At 50.0% G+C, this 20,150-nt stretch carries 19 protein-coding genes and 1 other RNA gene; 12 read left to right on the top strand and 8 right to left on the bottom strand.

Going from position 1 to position 20,150, the window contains the following annotated elements; genetic code table 11:
- Window positions 1-44 precede the first annotated feature (44 nt).
- The 6 genes from ssrS to AB1611_14320 all read left to right on the top strand — a co-directional run bounded on the left by ssrS (window position 45) and on the right by AB1611_14320 (window position 7,987).
- Window positions 45-228, top strand: a non-coding RNA gene (gene ssrS / locus AB1611_14345) — 6S RNA.
- A 195-nt stretch (window positions 229-423) separates the two neighbouring features.
- Window positions 424-999 (top strand): 5-formyltetrahydrofolate cyclo-ligase, encoded by a 576-nt coding sequence (locus tag AB1611_14340; GenBank protein MEW6380771.1) that lies wholly within the window; start codon window positions 424-426, stop codon window positions 997-999.
- 54 nt (window positions 1,000-1,053) lie between these two features.
- A complete protein-coding gene (gene rny, locus AB1611_14335; GenBank protein MEW6380770.1) occupies window positions 1,054-2,607 on the top strand; it encodes a ribonuclease Y in 1,554 nt (517 codons plus the stop codon).
- Between the two features lie 99 nt (window positions 2,608-2,706).
- On the top strand, window positions 2,707-3,483 hold the full coding sequence (locus AB1611_14330; GenBank protein MEW6380769.1) for a TIGR00282 family metallophosphoesterase: 777 nt from the start codon (window positions 2,707-2,709) through the stop codon (window positions 3,481-3,483).
- A 394-nt stretch (window positions 3,484-3,877) separates the two neighbouring features.
- Window positions 3,878-6,514 carry an ammonium transporter gene (gene amt / locus AB1611_14325; protein MEW6380768.1) on the top strand — a complete coding sequence of 879 codons (2,637 nt, stop codon included), beginning with the start codon at window positions 3,878-3,880 and terminating at the stop codon, window positions 6,512-6,514.
- A 36-nt stretch (window positions 6,515-6,550) separates the two neighbouring features.
- Window positions 6,551-7,987, top strand: coding sequence for a sigma-54 dependent transcriptional regulator (locus AB1611_14320; GenBank protein MEW6380767.1), 1,437 nt, complete (start codon window positions 6,551-6,553; stop codon window positions 7,985-7,987).
- 152 nt (window positions 7,988-8,139) lie between these two features.
- Here the strand turns inward: AB1611_14320 and AB1611_14315 are convergent, their stop codons facing one another.
- The 3 genes from AB1611_14315 to trpB form a co-directional block, all read right to left on the bottom strand.
- Entirely contained in the window at window positions 8,140-8,613 is a 474-nt protein-coding gene (locus AB1611_14315; GenBank protein MEW6380766.1) for a hypothetical protein, read from the bottom strand.
- A 197-nt stretch (window positions 8,614-8,810) separates the two neighbouring features.
- Window positions 8,811-9,575 carry a tryptophan synthase subunit alpha gene (gene trpA, locus AB1611_14310; protein MEW6380765.1) on the bottom strand — a complete coding sequence of 255 codons (765 nt, stop codon included), beginning with the start codon at window positions 9,573-9,575 and terminating at the stop codon, window positions 8,811-8,813.
- Window positions 9,562-10,797 carry a tryptophan synthase subunit beta gene (gene trpB, locus AB1611_14305; GenBank protein MEW6380764.1) on the bottom strand — a complete coding sequence of 412 codons (1,236 nt, stop codon included), beginning with the start codon at window positions 10,795-10,797 and terminating at the stop codon, window positions 9,562-9,564. The genes trpA and trpB overlap by 14 nt, the downstream gene beginning before the upstream one ends.
- Window positions 10,798-11,141: 344 nt before the next feature.
- On the opposite strand from trpB, the gene AB1611_14300 reads away from it, so the two are divergent.
- Window positions 11,142-12,107: a glycosyltransferase family 9 protein gene (locus AB1611_14300; GenBank protein MEW6380763.1), complete on the top strand. Its 966-nt coding sequence runs from the start codon at window positions 11,142-11,144 to the stop codon at window positions 12,105-12,107.
- Between the two features lie 168 nt (window positions 12,108-12,275).
- Window positions 12,276-13,766: a Mur ligase domain-containing protein gene (locus AB1611_14295; GenBank protein ID MEW6380762.1), complete on the top strand. Its 1,491-nt coding sequence runs from the start codon at window positions 12,276-12,278 to the stop codon at window positions 13,764-13,766.
- A 47-nt stretch (window positions 13,767-13,813) separates the two neighbouring features.
- Here AB1611_14295 and AB1611_14290 read toward each other — a convergent pair whose 3' ends face one another.
- Genes AB1611_14290 through AB1611_14280 form a run of 3 tightly spaced genes read right to left on the bottom strand, consistent with a single transcriptional unit; the run spans window position 13,814 to window position 15,725 of the window.
- Entirely contained in the window at window positions 13,814-14,251 is a 438-nt protein-coding gene (locus AB1611_14290; protein ID MEW6380761.1) for a hypothetical protein, read from the bottom strand.
- Window positions 14,241-14,918 carry a hypothetical protein gene (locus AB1611_14285; GenBank protein MEW6380760.1) on the bottom strand — a complete coding sequence of 226 codons (678 nt, stop codon included), beginning with the start codon at window positions 14,916-14,918 and terminating at the stop codon, window positions 14,241-14,243. The genes AB1611_14290 and AB1611_14285 overlap by 11 nt, the downstream gene beginning before the upstream one ends.
- 3 nt (window positions 14,919-14,921) lie before the next feature.
- On the bottom strand, window positions 14,922-15,725 hold the full coding sequence (locus AB1611_14280) for a TIGR04255 family protein (protein ID MEW6380759.1): 804 nt from the start codon (window positions 15,723-15,725) through the stop codon (window positions 14,922-14,924).
- Between the two features lie 322 nt (window positions 15,726-16,047).
- On the opposite strand from AB1611_14280, the gene AB1611_14275 reads away from it, so the two are divergent.
- The 3 genes from AB1611_14275 to AB1611_14265 all read left to right on the top strand — a co-directional run bounded on the left by AB1611_14275 (window position 16,048) and on the right by AB1611_14265 (window position 18,222).
- Window positions 16,048-16,776, top strand: coding sequence for a WbqC family protein (locus AB1611_14275; protein ID MEW6380758.1), 729 nt, complete (start codon window positions 16,048-16,050; stop codon window positions 16,774-16,776).
- Between the two features lie 61 nt (window positions 16,777-16,837).
- Window positions 16,838-17,326: a ribonuclease HI gene (gene rnhA, locus AB1611_14270; GenBank protein MEW6380757.1), complete on the top strand. Its 489-nt coding sequence runs from the start codon at window positions 16,838-16,840 to the stop codon at window positions 17,324-17,326.
- A 44-nt stretch (window positions 17,327-17,370) separates the two neighbouring features.
- The gene (locus AB1611_14265; GenBank protein ID MEW6380756.1) at window positions 17,371-18,222 is read left to right on the top strand and encodes a winged helix-turn-helix transcriptional regulator; all 852 of its coding nucleotides are present in this window, start codon (window positions 17,371-17,373) and stop codon (window positions 18,220-18,222) included.
- Between the two features lie 50 nt (window positions 18,223-18,272).
- Here AB1611_14265 and AB1611_14260 read toward each other — a convergent pair whose 3' ends face one another.
- A complete protein-coding gene (locus AB1611_14260) occupies window positions 18,273-18,833 on the bottom strand; it encodes a nitroreductase family protein (protein MEW6380755.1) in 561 nt (186 codons plus the stop codon).
- A gap of 240 nt (window positions 18,834-19,073) precedes the next feature.
- Here AB1611_14260 and AB1611_14255 point away from each other — a divergent pair, with 240 nt between their 5' ends.
- Window positions 19,074-19,325, top strand: coding sequence for a hypothetical protein (locus tag AB1611_14255; GenBank protein ID MEW6380754.1), 252 nt, complete (start codon window positions 19,074-19,076; stop codon window positions 19,323-19,325).
- Window positions 19,326-19,434: 109 nt separating this feature from the next.
- Here AB1611_14255 and AB1611_14250 read toward each other — a convergent pair.
- Window positions 19,435-20,150 (bottom strand): hypothetical protein (locus AB1611_14250; protein ID MEW6380753.1); only part of this gene is annotated, 716 nt, incomplete at its 5' end.

The following is a 20,150-nucleotide window of genomic DNA, read 5'->3' as shown; positions in this document are numbered from 1 at the left end:
TCTTATCTTGAAAACATATCTTGAAAATGATATAGTATGTTTTGGAACCCCTGCTATACAGGTGATGGATTTGAAGGTTTTGAGCCAACAGTAAAAAAAACGGGAGTCCGACTTTGAGCGTGGAAAGCAGGCCCTTCATATAAAAGGGATACTTGAAACACTCAAGAGGGCACCCACCTGGTAACCCAGGTTCAAACTCTCAATCTACACGGTAGGAGCGGGGGGACTGATTGACAGCCAATATAAATATCCCATACCTCACAAGACCTCGCTGCGGTATTATTATTCCTTCCCCGGGTATTCTATTGCTGATGACCACAACTCAGCAGTCTGTTTGAGAAAATCAGTTTCAGTGACCAGTGGCCAAAAGCCATATTTTTCAGTCTTATGAATCATCGTTCAGGGAACCCATTCTATTTACCTATGGATAGGGAAAAAGAGATCATCCGCAAGAGATTACTTGCTCAAAGAAACAAAATCCCCCCATCGGAGCGGGAGGAGAAGAGTCAGCTCATCATGGGGCAGCTTATCCAAACCCCTGATTTCTCCAGGGCTCTGTCAATAATGATCTACGTTTCTTTCACCAGTGAAGTTATGACCAGGGAAATGATTATCTACTCCCTGAAGGTAAACAAAAAGGTAATTGTCCCGGTGGTGGATGTGGGTCATCACCGGCTGATACTATCAGAGATCGAAAGCTTTGATGAACTGGTTCCCTCTACTTATGGTATTATGGAGCCTCAACACCTGCGGCCAGTACAGGCCGAGCAGGTTGATCTCTTCATTTTACCGGGAGTCGCTTTTGATGACAGAGGAGTAAGATTAGGTTATGGAGGAGGATATTTCGACCGTTTGTTCGGCAGTGTGGAGCAGCACCAAAAGTTGATCGGCCTTGCCTTTGAATTGCAGATGCAAAAGGAACTCCCTTGTGCGCCTCACGATATTCTCATGAATATGGTAATCACGGAAGAAAAGGTAAGGTTTTTTGGCTCTCTATAGGATATGAGAGCTTTCATAAGTTAAAAGGGGGTGAGTAAGATTAGTGGTGGAGGAATGATCTCTGTTATTTTGATGATTGCAATCGCCGCTGTCTGCCTCTTGGCTGGATATGTTATCCGCAAAAAATTTTCTGAAAGCAAACTGGTGAACGCTGAGGCCATGGCCAAGAAAATTATTGCTGAGGCTGAAAAAGAGGCAAATAACAAAAAGCGAGAAGCAATTTTAGAAGCTAAGGACCGGTTATACCAATCAAAGGCGGAATTTGAGCGGGAAACCAAAGAGAAAAAGGCAGAATTACAGAAACTTGAAAAGCGGCTTTCCCAAAAGGAGGAAAACCTTGACCGAAAAGTTGAACTGCTGGATAAAAAAGAGCAGGAGTTGAACACCAGATCCAAGGCCGTGGCCGGGAAAGAGAAGGAGCTCAGTCAGAAAGTCAGTGAATATGAGACGATCATTCAGGAACAAAAGAGCATTTTGGAAAAAATCTCCAACATGAGCTCTGAAGAAGCCAAGAGCATGCTTATCGCCAAGATGGAAAACGAGGCCCGGCATGAAGCCATGCGGTTCATCAAGAAGATCGAAGAAGAGGCCAAGGAGACGGCAAATAAGCGGTCCAAGGAGATTATCAGTCTGGCCATTCAGCGGTATGCAGCCGATGAGGTGGTGGAAGCTACGGTGTCTATGGTCGATTTGCCCAACAACGAGATGAAAGGACGGATTATCGGCCGTGAAGGGCGCAATATCCGGGCCCTTGAGATGGCTACCGGAGTGGACCTGATCATTGATGATACTCCGGAAGCCGTGATTATTTCCGGCTATGATCCCATCAGGCGGCAGGTGGCCAAAAATGCCCTGGAAAAGCTGATCGTCGATGGCCGGATACACCCGGCCCGAATCGAAGAAGTAGTTGGCAAGTGTCAGAAAGAGATTGAAAACTCCATCCGGGAAGAGGGAGAAAAGACAACCTTCGAGTTGGGTGTCCATAACCTGCACCCGGAAGAGGTAAAGCTGATCGGGCGCTTGCGCTACCGGACCAGCTATGGCCAGAATGTCTTGCAGCATTCCAAGGAGGTTGCCTACCTGGCAGGCATTATGGCCGCAGAGCTGGGAGTGGATGTACCCTTAGCCAAGAGGGCTGGTTTGCTGCACGATATCGGCAAAGCCGTGGACCACGAGGTGGAAGGTTCTCATCCCAAGATCGGTGCGGAATTGGCCAAAAAGTTTAATGAGCCTCCCGAGGTCATTAATGCCATTGCCTCCCACCATGAGGATGAAGAGCCAAAAGGGGTAATCGCCGTTTTGATTCAGGCGGCTGATACCCTGTCTGCGGCTCGTCCCGGGGCGCGCAAAGAGAGCCTGGAAACCTATATCAAACGACTGGGGAACCTGGAAAAAATCGGCACCTCATTCAAAGGGGTCGAGAGCGCCTATGCCATTCAGGCAGGAAGGGAGATACGGGTTATTATCGAACCGGAAAAGATTTCCGATAACCATCTGGGAACCCTGGCCAAGGATATTGCCAAAAAAATTGAAGAGGAACTGGAATATCCAGGCCAGATCAAAGTCACTTTGATCAGGGAGTCCCGGGCTGTAGAATACGCTAAATAACACGCTCATCTGTGGGAGCAGGAGGAGCACGTTTTCCTGCTCCCATTTTTTTATTTTCTTCCCCCAAAATCATTCAACCAGGAACGGGTCGCTGCCTCTATGAAAATACTCTTTATCGGTGATATTATCGGACAGGGTGGACGGACAGTAGTCCGCAGGTTACTCCCTGAAATAATACGGGATTATAAGATCGACTTTTGCATTGCCAATGGTGAGAATGCAGCCGGCGGCCTGGGGATAACCCCTCAGATCGCGCAGCAGCTCCTGGAGGAAAAAATCGATGTTCTTACCTCAGGGAACCATATCTGGGATAAAAAGGATATCCTCGATTTTATTTCCACCGAAAGGCGGCTGCTTCGGCCTGCCAATTATCCGAAAGCACCGGGGCACTCTGCCGAAGTCTATACAACCGGGGATGGAGAGAAGGTCGGGGTACTGAACCTTTCCGGACGGGTTTACATGGCTCCTCTGGATTGCCCTTTCCGGACAGCCGTGTCCAAAACTTCAGAGTTACAGCGGGAGTGCACTACTATCATTGTGGATTTTCACGCTGAGGCCACCTCGGAAAAACAGGCTATGGGCTGGTACCTGGACGGGGAAGTCAGCGCGGTAATCGGCACCCACACCCATGTCCAGACTGCCGATGCCACGATCCTTCCCAAAGGTACCGCTTATATAACCGATGCGGGCATGACCGGCCCCTTTGACTCGGTGATCGGAGTTGAAAAAGATATCGCCATCCAAAAGTTCCTGACCCAGATGCCGTATAAGTTTCAGGTTGCCAAAACTGACCTGCGGCTGAATGGCGTGGTGATTGATGTCGAGTCGAATACCGGCCTGGCCAGAAATATCCAAAGGCTGCAAATCAGCATGTGAGAATCTTGCGGGGGCGGAGCTGCCGTGTTCGCCTGAGTGTCACTGCCAGGTTGTCATTTTTGCAGCCATTTCCCCAGATGCTCCCCATTTACCTTTTCTCGAGAGAAAAGTTGGTAATAACCATTATTCCCCACCCAGCCTCTCCCCTTCAGGGGCGAGGGGGAAAAGTGCTGCCCTGAACTCCGGGCATGAACTCCGCTACCTCTTAATAGCATTGAACCTTAGGGGGGAGGAGTATATGGGATGCTCCTCAGCAAGATGGGGGACATCTGAGAAGTTCATCTTTCACTTGAGATTTTCGAGGAAGACAGGCTATAATGGAGGAATGATGCTGTCTTTTCAGAACCATACGAATCATGGCACAAAGCGGAGTATAGGAGCCCTGTTTTTTCTTGTGCTCCTCCTAACACCGCTTTCTGCCGGGGCGATGCAGCAGGGCAGAGGGGCCTTCCCTGACGGCCAGGTCCTGGACACGATCTGGGCTCTGCTGACGGCTTTTCTCATTTTCCTCATGCAGGCCGGCCTCATGCTTGTTGAGGCTGGTTCCGTCCAAGCCAAGAATGCCGGCCATGTGGTGATGAAGAATATATCCACCTTGAGCATCGGATCGATGGTGTTTCTGCTGATCGGCTATGGCCTGATGTTTGGAAAGACCCGCTTTGGCCTGTTCGGAGCATCCGGTTTTTTTCTTCGCAGTATGCAGACCGGCGGGGATGGAATCGACAATCGGCTGTTTGCCGGTCTGATCTTTCAGGTTGTCCTTGCCGGAACAGCCGCTACCATTGCCTCCGGGGCCCTGGCGGAGCGGACGAAATTTATCGGCTCGATACTCTACAGTCTGATGATCGGCGGCCTCATTTATCCGGTGGCCGGGCATTGGATGCGGGGTGGCGGGTGGCTTTCCCGGCTGGGCATGACCGATTTTGCCGGGGCCACGCTCGTTCATTCCCTGGCAGGGTGGGTCTCCCTGGCCGGAGTCATCGTTCTTGGCCCCCGGATCGGCAGATACGATCACGACAGAGCCCCCGTTCCCCTGCCAGGGCATAATCTTCCCCTGGTTGCCCTTGGAACATTCATCATGTGGCTCGGCTGGTTCGGGCTTACGGGCGGCGGTATCCTTTCGGCACATAATCCGGCGGCTATCGGCCTGATCAGCGGGAATACCCTGCTTGCGGCTATGGGGGGGGTGGCTTCCATCATGTCCGCAACCTGGCTGTTTACGGGAAAACCGGATATAAGCCTGACGTTGAACGGGATTCTGGCAGGTCTTGTCACCAGTTCGGCTACCGCGGCCCTGGTCAGCCCTGGCATCTCGCTTCTGGTCGGTGCTGTCGGAGGCCTGATTCTTGGCCTGTCGGTTGAGTTTTTTGAAAAGATCCGGCTGGATGATCCGGTCAGCGCTCTGTCCATTCACGGGATCAACGGCCTGTGGGGTACCCTGGCTGTCGGTCTTTTTGCCAGGGCGCAATTCAGCATGAACAGCCTGGGCATACCCTTAAACGGCCTTTTCTTCGGCGGAGGATGGAAACTTCTCGCTGTTCAGGCCGTTGGAGCGGCGGCAGTTTTTGCCTGGGGATTTGGGGTGTCCCTGGCAATGTTTTTGATCGTCGATAAAACCATCGGACTTCGGGTCCCGGCTGAAGAGGAAACCAGGGGGCTGGATTACAGTGCGTACCGGATATGTTCGTATCCTCTGTGCGATGAATTTCACAAGAAGCAGGACCTTATTTTTACCGAATTAAAAAGAGTGAGGGAACTGTCCATCCTTCACGAAATCAGTCAGTCCATGCACAGCCTGAACCTGGAGGAGATTTTGCATCTCATCCTGCAAGGGGTCACGCACAGCATCGGTTTTGACCGGGTGCGCCTGTACCTGATCAACGAGAAAGAGAATATCCTTGAATGCAGGATGGCGGTAGGCATTGAGCAGGAGAAAATCAAAACCATAGCCCTGCCTCTGGATAGCAAGGGAAGCGTTCTGGCCAAGGTAGTTTCGGAAAGAAAAGCCTACATCATCCAGGATGCCCGGAATGATCCCAGAGTAAACCGTGAGCTTAAGACGCTGTTTAACCTGCGGTCCTTTGTGGCTGTTCCCCTCCAGGGGCGGGACCGGGTGATGGGAGCCATTACTGCTGATTATATCCTGAGCGACAAGATGATCACCAAGGAGAAGGTTGACTCTTTGATCACTTTTGCCAATCAGGCGGGCCTGGCTATCGAGAATGCCAAGCTCTATCAGGAACTGCGGCTGTTCAATGAGGAATTGGAGGAGAGGGTCAGAAAAGCGACCGAGGACCTCAAAAAAACCCAGGAGCAGCTGATTCAATCGAGCCGGCTTTCCGCCCTGGGCCAGCTTTCGGCAGGCGTGGCCCATGAAATCAGGAATCCCCTGACCAGTATCAGGATTCTGATCCATTCCCTGATGGAGCGGCTTTCACCGGAAGATATCCGCAGAGATGATATTGAGGTCATTGAAAATGAAATCGAGCGGATTAACCAGATTATCAAGCAGTTTCTCGATTTTGCCCGGCCAAGCAAACCGAAAATGGAACGGGTCGATCTCAACCGGCTTATTGCCGATACACTCCTTCTGCTCTCCCATGAGCTTATGGAACAGGAGGTGGAGGTGGACCAGAACCTTGTGCCCCTGCCCTGCACTCTGGCTGACCGGGAGCAGATGCGCCAGATTTTTCTGAATTTGATTCTCAATGCCATGCAGGCCATGCCGGGTGGAGGCAGACTCAAAGTTTCCACTGCCTTTGAAGAGAGCCAGGTGCGGATTTCGTTCCAGGACGATGGGCAGGGGATCCCGGAGTCTATCCGGGCGAAACTCTTCGAGCCATTTTTCACTACCAAAGAGGAAGGAATCGGGCTTGGCCTGTCCATTACCAAAAGGATCATCGAAGATCACCAGGGGAAGATAGAAGTCGAGAGCGCCGAAGGAAAAGGGGCTACCTTTTCCGTTATCCTGCCCCTGGCTTCATACTGCCTGATGGGTCCTCACCCGGCTGATGCAGCTTCGACTGTTTGATTGAGGAAACAATAACGTATTGAAGGAAACACTACCATGCCTGAGACCATACTCATTGTGGATGATGACCGGGGAATCCGGTATTCCCTGAAACGAATATTCGAGGAGAAAGGATTCGAGGCCGTGACAGCCCGCAATGGCCGGGAGGCTTTAGACCTTCTGGAACAGGGGCTGTCACCTGACCTGACCCTGATTGACATTGTCATGCCCGGACTGTCGGGCCTGGACCTTTTGGAAGCGATCAAACAGAAGAACCCGAAGTTTCTGGCCATCATGGTCACGGCCCACGGCACCACCGAGCGGGCTATCCGGGCGATGAAACTGGGGGCCTATGATTATATTCAAAAGCCCTTTGACATGGCCAGGATGTGGGAAACCATCCAAAAAGCCCTTGAAGTGGCCAGGTCCGCCAAGAGCCCGGTTTCCTGTCCGCCCTTCAATGACAAGAACTGGGCTGGAGAAAGCATTATCGGAGACTCCGCCCGGATGCAGGATGTCTATAAAACAATCGGCCAGATCGCCGGACGGGACGTCAATGTTTTACTGATCGGAGAGAGCGGCACAGGGAAGGAACTGGTAGCCAGGGCCATTTACCATCATGGCCGCCGGAGTAACTACCCCTTTATCTCCATCAACTGTGCCGCTATCCCGGAAAACCTCCTCGAAAGCGAGCTGTTCGGTCATGAACGGGGCGCTTTCACCGGCGCGGAATATAAAAGGATCGGCCGGTTTGAGCAGGCCCACCGGGGGACGATCTTCCTTGACGAAATCGGTGATATGCCGATCCATATCCAGGCCAAGATCCTGCGGGTAATTCAGGAAGGAGAAATCCAGCGGCTGGGCAGCTCCGAAAACATCACCGTGGATGTCCGGCTGATCGCGGCCACGAATAAGCATATCGAAAAGGGTGTCCGGGAAGGGTGGTTCCGGGAGGACCTCTACTACCGGCTGAATGTTCTCACCCTGTACCTTCCTCCCCTGCGGGAGAGAAAAGGGGATGTCCCCCTTCTGGCTCACTATTTTCTCTCCCGCTTCACCAAAGAGCTGCACAAGGATATCGTCGGCATCAGGCCCGAGTGCATGGAATTGCTGCTGGCCTACCACTGGCCGGGAAATGTCAGAGAGCTGGAAAATGTCCTGAAAAGGGCCATCGTAATCTGCAAGGGAAACGAGATCCTGATCGAGGACCTTCCCGACCAGATCAGGTCAGCCAGAGAGAGCGATTTCCCGGTCAGGGCAGACCTGACCCAGAGTCTTGACCCCCTGCTGGACCAGGTATTCGATCTGATTACCACCACCGTGAAAGACAGGCCCGACATCGATGCCATATCCCTCCTGGAAAAGGAAATGATCGACCGGGCTATCCGCAAAACCTCCGGCAATAAAGTCCAGGCCGCATCCCTCCTCGGCATCAACCGCAATACCCTGCGAAACAAGATGGAACGATACGGGATCTCAGGAAGCGGGGAGTAAAGAAGACTCACACGGACAGGCTTGGGTGATGCATTGCAAAGGATATCCTGTCCCTCTTTTTCCCGGGGCAGGATATCCTCACGTATTCAATTCACAGATCGTCGAAAGTCGAAACCGTCTAAGGGCAACCTATTACAACTGAAACCAAATCACTACAGCCGAAACCACTGGCGAAGATATTCTCCAACCATTTCCTGGTCGGCCCCTATGATTCCTTTTCCAGTCACGCTGATTCGCAGGGAGATTGTAGCCCCGTCTTCCCATGGCCAATATAAGGCGAAAAGAAACGCTTCTTGATTGGTATCCGTGGCAAACACCCTTTGCCCGACTCGGATACCAAAGGATTTATCCAATAATTTTCGAATGACCGGCGGTGCCGTTTTGATGGAATTGAGGTCCCACTGATTAGGAAAGTTGCGATGAATTACTGCACCGATTTCTTCCTCCATATCTCTGGGAAAGACCAAAAGGGGTATATCAAACCGGTCATCCCACTCCCAAAGCAATCCTGAAGGCAGTTCAGCCAGGATTCGTTGACTGGAGGACTGGAGGTCCTTCCTTACTTCCTCTTTCATGATCAACTTTTCTATCGCAGTCACAAAATTGTTTCTTTCGTTTCTGATCATTCTCCAAACTCTCTTTATGGGATTATCCAAAACATCTCCAAAGTATCGACTCCCAGCCAGAAGACGGCGGCTCCTGGATGAGACATGAAATCCAGGGTAGAGATTCCCTGCCCCTAAGAGGTCCTCATCGTCGGTCTGCACGAGCGAATCTGAAAGCCGGAAAGGGATACTCTTTCCTCCCTGCTTCCAAGACTCCTTTAGGATAATTTTTCCAAGAAACTCTGTAACGCCTGGTATCCTCCTTGTTCAAAGGTACGAAGAATAGCGCTGCCGATGACAGCAATGTCCACCTTGCCGCGCAGGTAGTCGAGATCTTCCCGCCGGGAGATGCCAAGGCCCATGGCCAGAGGTAAATCCGTCACCTTCCGGCAGCGACGGATGAACTCATCGGTCTCCTGTGACAGATGAGTTTGTGCCCCGGTCACTCCTTTGCGGGCTACGCAATAGAAAAACCCATCACCAGCTTCGGCGATCAGACTCAGCCGCTGCGGACTGGTGGTGGGAGTCATAAGCAGAATAGGGGAGATATAATTATTATGACAGGCATTGAAATATTCTTCGCCCTCTTCAGGCGGAATATCCGGAATAATGAACCCCACTCCCCCGGCTTGTCGCGTTTCCTGAACAAAGGCATCCACACCGCGGCTGAAAAGTATGTTATAGTAAGTCATAAAGAGAAAGGGAATGGGATATTGGCTTGATACCTCCCTCATCAGGGAAAGACAATCCCTGACCCGGGTTCCCCGCTGGAGGGAAAGCTGATTTGCTTTTAAAATCATAGGGCCGTCAGCGGTGGGCTCGCTGAAGGGTATCTGAAGCTCGATCAGATCGACACCCATCTCGACCATGATCCGGATGACTTCCTTATTGGCTGCAAAATCCGGATACCCGCACACCAGATGGGCCATGCACAGAATGTCTTTGGTTTTTCTTTTTTCCCGAATATATTCAGTGAGATTCATACCCCCTGGCCTTTTTGATGATAAACTCCTTCCACTTGGCATCCCCCAGAGCATCGGCTATGGTGAAAATGTCTTTATCCCCCCGCCCGGACTGATTGATGACCAGAATTGTATCTTTACTCAAGGTTGGGGCCTCACGATAAGCGTAGGCAAAGGCATGCGCAGATTCAAGGGCAGGAATGATACCCTCTTTTTTCATCGTCAGTCTCACCGCTTCAATTACTTCATTATCCGTAGCTGCGTGGAACTGGATCCGGCCGGTTTCTCGCAAGTTGGCCAATATCGGGGACACTCCTATATAATCCAGTCCGGCAGCTACGGAATAAGTTTCCTTCATCTGTCCTTCCTCATCCTGTAAAAAGAAAGTCTTATACCCCTGAGCAATTCCCACGCGCGCGTCCGTGGAAGCGAGGCGGCTGGCATGATGTCCGCTTGCCAATCCCTTCCCCCCGGCTTCGACACCATGCAGTTCCACCTGCCTGTCTTCAAGAAATGCAGTAAATATGCCAACTGCATTGGACCCCCCGCCGACACAGGCGTATATCCGGTCCGGCAGCCGTCCTTCCCGCTGGAGCATCTGCTGCTTTACTTCCTGGCCAATAATGGATTGAAAATAGGCGACCATCTCCGGAAAGGGATGGGGACCGCAGACCGTGCCCAGTACATAGTGGGTCGTCTCCATACTGGCGCTCCAGTCCCGCATGGCTTCGTTCATGGCATCCTTCAGGGTGCGGGAGCCGTCCTTCACCGACACCACCGTTGCTCCCAACTGCTCCATCCAGAAGACATTAGGCCGCTGCCGCTCGACATCGACTTCTCCCATATACACCGTGCAGTCCAGCCCGAACCGGGCGGCCATGGTGGCGGTGGCCACTCCATGCTGACCGGCACCGGTCTCGGCAATGACCCGCTTTTTCCCCATCCGTTTGACCAAAAGACCCTGCCCCATGACATTATTGGCTTTATGCGCTCCCGTATGGTTCAGGTCTTCCCGCTTGATATAGATCCTGGCCCCTCCGAAGTAGCGCGTCAGATTTTCAGCCAGAGTCAGAGGCGTAGGGCGGCAGGAATACGATGACATCAGGGAGGTATATTCAGACCAGAAGCCGGGATCGCTTTTGGCCGCATAAAAATCCTTCTCCAGTTGAGACAGCGTCGCTATCAGAATTTCCGGCATGAAAGCCCCGCCGAAACAACCGTAATACCCACGTTTCGTGGTCATGAGATATCCTTTTGCCTGTATTACATCACGAGTACATTAATGCATACGGTAATGCATTTTCGGGTTTTAAGCACAGAGCGTTGATTCACGTGCTTTATACCCCTCATACTATAAAAATATTTAAAGAAATTTGTCAAGTACGATTTTTAACTATTTCCGGTATGATAGCCTCTGTAGTTGATTTATCGTCAGGAATCGGACTATACTTCATACTCTCTTTCTGCTATACTCTCTTTCTGCTATAGTAAGTATGGGAAAATTCAGGAGTCAGAATTCAGAAGTATCGATGGTTCTCTATTCGTCACCGACTCCTTTCTTCTGACGAAAAGACACAGTATTGGCTTATGGATCGGTTTCTGATTTGTCATCGCGGGGCACTTGGTGATTTTATTCTAACCTGGCCTGCACTTTATGCCCTCAGACAGAGTTTGCCGGATGTGCAATTTGTCGGCCTTGGCCGCACTGAATATATGCGGTTGGCTATCGGACTGGGCCTCCTTGACACCTGCTGCCATGCCGAATCATCCGGCATGAGCGGTCTTTTTGATGGCCGCAGCATCCCCGCCGTGCTCGGCTCGCCAATAGGGGCTGTGCTCTGGCTTGCCGAGGGGCAGGCAGTGCGTGACCTGCTGAGAAAATCCGCACGCCTTCCCGTGGCCCTCATTCCCCCCTTCCCTCAAAAACGGGTGCATGTGGCTGTCTATCATTGTCTGGCTGTCCGGGAATATTTTCCTGTCGAGGTCTCCACCTCGTTTCCTTCTGATGAGAGCAGGCTTTTCGTTAATGAGATTCAATGCTCTTTTTGCCTTCCCTTGAATATCAGGAGGGGTGAGTATGCTCTGATTCATCCGGGCAGCGGCAGCCCGGCCAAGAACTATCTTCCGCGATTTTACCGTGACCTGGCTGATGAATTGCGGCAGCAGGGTTTTCCCGAAGTGCGATTTATTCTGGGACCGGCAGAAGGTGAGGATATGGCACGGTATCTGTCCGGAGAGAGGGTCGAGCGGCCGCATGATGTGGAGGAATTGGGCCGGTTGCAGGCCGGTGCATCGCTTTATATCGGAAATGACTCAGGAGCAAGCCACCTGGCCGCAGTTCTGGGCACACCAACCATAGCCCTGTATAAAGTCACTGATCCCGATATGTGGGGCGTTATCGGCCCTCATGCCGTAAACTTGCGGGCACAGACTGAGGACCTGGCTTTTCGTGCAATACAGGATACACTGGCCCAATTCTCCTTCGCCCCCCAAAGGAAAACGAGGGAGTGGAGGATGGCTATCCCCCATGAGAAAGGGAGCGAGAACATGTAGGGTGGGGCTGCTTTTTTGCCCCACCAAATACCGCACGCGATCTCTTGGTCGAGCCTGACTGGCCATGGATTTATCGCCACGTGTACTCGGTTAATATTACTGCTTGAAAAACGCGATTCCAATCGCAGGACCAACAGGACCGGTTAGCAGGAATGGAGGATGTAATCTATGTCTTCGTATCACTTTGTCGGGGTGGGAGGAAGCGGTATGAGTGCCCTGGCGCAGGTTTTGATCGGCAGGGGAAACAAAGTCAGCGGCTCGGACCGCAGCTACGATCTTGGAGTGAATTTACCCCTGTTCGATTGGCTTTCATCGCTCTCATCATTCTCACCATTCTCACCATTCTCATCAGGCGGCATTCACTCATCAGGCGGCATTCAGCTTTTTCCCCAGGATGGCAGCGGAGTGAACCAGGATCTTGAGGCCGTGGTGGTATCAACAGCCGTGGAAGAGAGCATCCCGGATGTAGCCAGGGCGCGGCAGCTCAACATCCCTGTCCGGAAGCGGGCTGAGATCCTGGCAGAGCTGCTGAACAACAGCTACGGAATCGCCGTTGCCGGAACGAGCGGCAAAAGTACGGTCACCGGCATGCTCGGCCATGTTTTGACCCAGGCAGGCCGGGACCCGACCATCATCAATGGCGGAGCCATGAAGAACTTCCCGCGTGGAGGGCGGCCAAACAATATGCGCTCCGGCTCCTCGAATACGCTCGTTGCCGAAAGCGACGAAAGTGACGGCTCGATCGTCAATTATTGTCCCGCCCTGGCCATTATCACCAATATCTCCAAAGACCATAAAGACATTCCTGAGCTCAAGAAGCTTTTCCAGACCTTTGCCAGCCAGACCAGAGAAAAGATCGTGGTCAATGGAGACTGCCCGAACATCGCCTCATTAACCCTGGATCAGGACCGAACCATTACCTTCTCCCTGAAGGGTGCGCCGACCGGCATGCTATCTGCTGCGTCGAACGTATCCGCTGCATCGGGCGATGCGGCATATCAGGCCGATCTGATCAACCTGGAACCCTTCGGCAGTACCTTCAAGTGCCAGGGACAACCCTTTCGCCTGCGGGTGCCTGGGCTCCACAATATCGCCAATGCCCTGGCCACCATAGCCGCGGCCAGCTATCTGGGCGTGCCAATGGCCGATATTGCAGCGGGACTGGCTGATTTTCAGGGGATCAGCCGCAGATTCGACCTGATCGGCGAGGTCCGGGGAATCCGGGTGATTGATGATTTTGCCCATAATCCCGATAAGATTGCCGCTACCCTTAAGGCCGCCAGCCTGCTGAAATCAAGGCTGATCGTCCTCTTCCAGCCCCACGGCTTTGGCCCGACCCGGTTTTTCCGGGAAGAGCTGATTGACTCACTGGCTTCGGGGACCTCGGATCAGGACGTAATCTTTCTGCCCGAAATCTTCTATGCCGGGGGCACCACTACCCGCGATATTTCCTCGCAGGACCTTGCCCAGGCCATTCAGGCAAGAGGGAGAGATGCACGATACGGCGAAAACCGGCAATCCCTGCTGAAACCCCTGGTCGAGGAAACCAGGCCCGGTGATACGGTGCTGGTCATGGGTGCCCGTGATGATACTCTAACTTCGTTTTGCCGGGAGGTGCTGAGGTTACTGGAGGAAAAATTATTGAAGAAGGTGAAATAAAATGAATCCGTTTAGAGATTTATTCCTGATATTAAGTTACAGGGTTCTCAGCTTCGAGCACTATAAAGTTCGCATACCTTTTCGGCAATGAGCATGCCAATGAGCATTGCTTCTTCTTCTGTTGCTGGGAGGTTGTGTATACCGCAATGGGAAGGATCGTTATCTAGTGGCTCCTGAAAAACTTTTAACAAACGACCGTTCTCATTGCTTACATGAGTAATCGTTTCACCTACATTCAAAACAGCCAATTTGGCATTGGCACTGACTCCTCCAGTAAATTTTTTAGTAAAAATTTGTCGAAGCTTTTCTATTGCAGTGTCTCTGTTGTTAGGATCAAGAAATTCTAACCAATTTACTGAGAGTGATAATTCACCTGACCGAAGGCAGAAGGAAGACCACGTAGGTAGCTTGTCTTCAGTTAATGATGTTGGCTTACAATATCGAGCTATATGCTCTGAATGAGATAGCTCACGACTATCGACCATTTGTAATCCACTGTTCAACATTATATGGTCTCAAAGTATCCCACAACATGCTAATCGGAATAGTTCCAGTAATACGCAAAGTTCGAAGGGGATTAGGAATGAAAACAACAAATCTAATGGATTGTCCACAGAGGAATTCAATACAAAGGCTTCGATTCGCATCTATCCGCCAACACGTTGAAACGTTACCTGATGGAGATAAAATGATATCAGGATATTTTAACCTCTCTTTTGATCTCATGAATTCCAAAAATAAATTCACAGAGTCAGGATTAAGGTAATTTTCTGCTTCAGGTTCATCCAAGGTAGCATCTAATAGCCACTTAAGTCGATTCAATATACGATCTTTGTATGGAAGCACCCTAATGCATCTTGCATATTCAATTTTAATTATTCTTTTAACCTTATCTGTTGGAGGTAATTGAGCATCAAGCACTTCAAAAGGGTCTTTTCTCTCTTCTATTTCGTATTCTGTATTAGTACTCGTCCATGTTTCTTCTTCTTGCGACCGTCGTGCTTTGTGTCTTAACTTTGACTTTAACTTTAAATTCTCTAAGGGTCGGGTCCATTCTTTATTGAAATATGAATACTCTCTGGAACTGATACACTCAAAAGGAGGTTGGTAAGCAAACGTATGGACAGCATTTTCAATGCTTGCAGTCGCCATGCTTTATTTTCTCCTTTTAGTTTTTGATTGCCGAAGCCAACATTTTTTTTGCATATCATCGCTCGTTATGTCCGCAAAGGCATTTACTATCCATTCGTGTGCTAAATCGAACCATTCAGATATTCTCTCTGGAGTACGATCCCCACCTAATCCCTTAGCCGAAATTTCAAGTATAAAAAGTGGATAATCATCTGATATTCGCTTTCCATGCTTTAGTGATATTTTCAACTCTCCAAAATCATCTGGCAAAGAGAATATTGAAAACCACTGGATACTTTTCGGTTCAGGTAGGAAACGATTCTCATTTTTTGTCCATATTATATCTCGCATAATCTGGTTAATGTCTGCTGGAGAATTCCAAATATTATCTTTGGGAATATGATTTACATATGTAAGTTCACATTGCTTATAACTGATCTTTCCCATGTTATTTTCATGGAGAAATTCTATAAATAGATTATGATACCGTTCAAAAGCTTTTTTGACAGTAGAATACCGTGGGTATTTTTCAGCAAAAGGGATTTTTCTCCAATTAAAAAAAAAGCAGTTTGTTTGATATTGGATGAGATTTGTTTCATGCTCATTAATGAACCAAACACGTGGCAGTGGTAGCTTCGTTATATCATCCTCTAAAATACCTAATGGATCTGCATGAGTAACTCGAGGAAATTCCTTTCGAATTTTCTGCCAAAAAACTCCAGAATGTGGTAACTTCATACTCTTAATATCTTCAAAAAATACACCAAGAGCAACTTCTACCACAGGAGGATTTCTATATTTTGGCAAATCATCCTTATATTCGTTCATGATCTCTCTTTCATTAATTATCCTAAAATTATCCTAAATTCAATAATTGTTATTTCTTACTTTTTTAAGCCTCGATGTTGAATTTAGGATAATTAATTAAGACTTGCAATATTCTTTTCAAGCATATACAATACATTGTTAGATATATTATAGTCTTATATTAGACGTCTTGCATAGCCATTATAACTCTAATTTTAGAGTATATCTAAAGGCTATTGGGATTGTCAAGGTAAATATCTATCGAAAAATTTAATAATACTTTTTCACACTAGAGTATGCAAATAATATCTGATTCCCTGCAATCACCAGAAGGACAGCCCCCATGATCATATCAACTCATCAACTAATCTTTTCCCCCTGGCTGGGGTTTTTCTTTAAAGCCCTGCACTGCGACCTTCTGGTCCTTCTGGATGATGTGCAGTTTCCCCGGGGCACCACCTGGGTCAGCAGAAACCGGTTCAAGTTTCATCAGGGGACCTTGTGGCTCACCATTCCGGTATGGAGAAAGGGAAAGGGGCTGCAAAAAATCAATGAGGTGCAGATCTGCTACGACGAGGATTGGCCGAGGAAACACCTGGCCAGCCTGAGCACAGCTTATGCCCACGCTCCTTACTGGGAGGACCACCGGCCTTTTTGGGAAGAGACCTATCGGCGGAAAATCTCTGGACTGGCTGATTTTAACCTGAGGATCATCAACTATCTGAAGACTTCCCTCTCAGTCCCCACTGAAATGCAGCTCAGCTCATCCCTGGCAGTGGAGGCCACCGGGAACGAGCGGCTGATTGAAATCTGCCACAGGCTCAAGGCATCTACCTACCTCGCCCAATACGAAGCCCGGAAATTTATCCAGGAGGAGGCTTTTGCCAAGGCAGGAATTGGCGTTCAGTATTTCCGGTTTCATCATCCGGTCTATCCCCAGTTGTGGGGTGAATTTATCGATAATCTTTCAGCGTGGGACCTCTTGCTTACCTGTGGCCCCCGCAGTTATAATATTCTGGCTGGATCACCTTTCAGGATGATCCCGCCGGAGGCATCATCATCGTCACCATGAGCATCATCACCATCGGCATCATCACGCCATCAGGCGTGATGCCGGAGAGGGAAGAAGGGTTATGAAGGAAGTGCAAATTTATACTGACGGGGCCTGCACCGGCAATCCGGGGCCAGGGGGATACGGGGTTATCCTGCGCTACGGGGAGCACCGCAAGGAGCTATCCGGAGGATTCCGGAGAACAACCAACAACCGGATGGAAATCCTGGCAGCCATCACCGGACTTGAGGCTCTCAAGGAAAAGTGCCGGGTCATTCTCACCAGCGATTCCCGGTATCTGGTGGACAGCATAACCAAGGGATGGGTCTACCGCTGGAAAGCCACTGGCTGGGTGCGGGACAAGAAAGAGCGGGTGCCGAATGCCGACCTCTGGGAGCGGCTGTTGAAACTGCTTCAGCTCCATTCGGTGGAATTTCGCTGGATTCGGGGGCATAATGGTCAGGCGGAAAATGAGCGCTGCGATGAGTTAGCCACTACGGCTGCCGCACGGGCCAATCTGCCTGAAGACAGCGGATATCAAGCCGCCCTGGCCGGACGGAACGACACGTAAAATCCATCCTAAAGCCTCTTGACTATACCTACCCGGAGAGAAAAATGAAGTTACCCACCGAGTGCCTGCCGGGCGAAAACGGTTTAACCCCGGAGTGCATCAGCAGGTTTCAAAGGGTCATTTACAGCTATTATCAAGAGCATGCCCGCTCGTTCCCCTGGCGGATGACCCACGATCCATACCACATTCTGGTTTCGGAAATCATGCTTCAGCAGACGCAGACAGAGAGAGTCGCGCAAAAGTATGAACAGTTTATCGCTACCTTTCCCGATTTCGCCTCACTTGCCAGCGCGCCTCTTCACCAGGTACTGAGCCTGTGGCAGGGCTTGGGGTATAACCGCCGGGCAATGTCCCTGAAGTCAGCCGCCCGGATGGTCATGGAAGAGTTTGGCGGAAATCTTCCCTCAGATGTGGAATTATTGGTAACCTTGCCGGGAATCGGCCGTCCGACAGCTTCGGCAATCGCTGCTTTTGCCTTCAACAAGCCCGCAGTTTTTATTGAAACCAACATCCGCCGGGTATTTATCCATTTCTTTTTCACCCATCGGGACAAGGTCAAAGATGCTGAGATTCTTCCCCTGGTCGCGCAAACCCTGGATCCGTCCAATCCCCGGCAATGGTATTATGCACTGATGGATTATGGAGTTAAGCTGAAAAAAGAACTCCGGAATCCGAACAGGAAAAGCGCTCACTATCAGCTCCAGTCACCTTTTGCGGGCTCCAACCGGCAGGTGCGGGGAAAAATCCTGAAGATTTTACTTGCCAGGCCAAACCTTTCCGAAAGTGAGATCATGCAGGAGGTGAATATGAATCCCCGGAAGGTAAAAACAAGCCTGGACCAGTTGCAGCAAGAGGGTTTCATTTGCCAGGAGAACGGCCGGTTCAGCATAAGATAATGAAGTAATGAACCATGCTGGTCGCCGTTTTCGCCTTATCCGAAAAACCCCTATTCGATAACTTTCACTGTTTCCCGCCAATCTCGTCTCGTTCGCGGACCGGGCTTTTCATCAGGGTAGCCGATGGGCAGGATGGCCACAGGCTGCAGATGGTGAGGCATATCCAGAGCCGCCTTTACATCTTCCTCCCGGAATGCCCCTACCCAGCAGCCTCCCAGTCCGAGGCTGAATGTCTCAAGCAGCATGTTCTGGACCATCGAGGCAGTATCCTGGATACAATATAAGGTTTCTCCTCGTATCCCATAGCTTGATTGGGCCCGGCTTTTATCAGCACAGACCACAATGACCAGAGGAGCTTTTCCGACAAACCGCTGCTCTAAAGCCGCCTGAGCGAGCCTTTGTTTTAGCTCACGGTTAAAAATAAGATAGAGATACCACGGCTGGACATTACCCGCCGAAGGTGCCCAGGTGCCCGCTTCCATGATCTTGTCAATCAACTCCCGGGGCACAGACTGAGGTTTGAACTTCCTGATAGATCTTCTCCCTTTCAGGTAAGGGAGCAGGTCAGGCGCTGGTTGTTCATCAATCAGATATGATCTTGCATCCTCCATTATATTCTCTCCCTTAAAGGTTATACTTTTTCAGGATCAGGTTATACTTTTCTCCAAGCCGAAGCAATAACCTGCTCGGTAGCAGTCTATCCCAAATTTCAGTTAAAAGCAACAACCGGAGAGGGCCATGCAGTCTTCACGCCCGGCCTCTTACTCTTTGTCGGAAAAAACAAAGACATTGGTTGATCTCTCTATTTTGAGGAGAAATGGCCGTTTCTTTTAAAGAAAAAAACCGATAGAATGATGAACTTGGAAAGCGGGGTGATTACACCAAAGGGAGCATCTGGCTTATATCCAAAAACTGGCTGGGGAAGGGAGGTGAAGACTATGTGCTATACGTGCGGGTGTGGTAAACTATCTGACAATATGGGAGATTCAAGGAATATCACTGCCAAAGATTTTGAAAATGCAGCCCAGGCTGCCAAAGAATCTGTAGAACAGGCCAAGAGAAACACCCTCGAATCCCTCAAGAAAGAGCTTGGGGAGAAGTAGCGGGAATTTTAACTCATGGGAGGTGAGAAAGGGGCAGACACCCCAGAGTGTTTGCCTCTTGAGTTTTTACGCTGTAACCAACTATGCTTATCACAAGCATAAGCAGTTATCAGGTCCTGTAATCCTTGTTGTCACATACCCGATAGCCTGCTTTATGTATTTCAGTATCGGTCCGGTGGGCAGCGAGGTCAGCAGCTACCGCATCAATTTTCTTTCCTAATTCTTCTTTTACCGCCTTGATCTCTTGTTCCAGATCAGCCTGCCGTTGCTCAAGACTGGCCTGTCGCTGTTCCAGTTTTGCCTGTCGCTGTTCCAGTCTGAGGCTTATCAATTCCAGTTTATCAACCCTGGCGGAAAGCTCCATCTGGCCTTTTTCCAGGCGATCGATTTTTTCATTCAATATCTGATGGCCTTCAATCACAATATCCAGCTTATGCTGGAAATCCTCCGCCAGGATACTGGTCCAGCGATGGAAATCAGCGGCCAGGCCATCAATCTTGCATTGAAAGCTCTCGTTGAGAGTATCCACCTTTTTTTGAAAGTTGTCATTGAGAGCATCAATCTTTTTTTGAAAGTTGTCATTGAGAGCATCCACCTTTTTTTGAAAGCTCTCATCGAGAGTATCCACCCTGTTTTGAAAGTTGTCATTGAGAGCATCAATCTTTTTTTGAAAGTTGTCATTGAGAGCATCCACCCTGTTTTGAAAGCTCTCATCGAGAGTATCCACCCTGTTTTGAAAGTTGTCATTGAGAGTATCCACCCTGTTTTGAAAGCTCTCATCGAGAGTATCCACCCTGTTTTGAAAGTTGTCATTGAGAGTATCCA

The sequence above is a fragment of the bacterium genome (assembly GCA_040755755.1).
In the GTDB taxonomy this organism is placed as follows: Bacteria; SZUA-182; SZUA-182; order DTGQ01; family DTGQ01; genus DTGQ01.
This window is presented reverse-complemented; position numbering and strand designations above follow the sequence as displayed.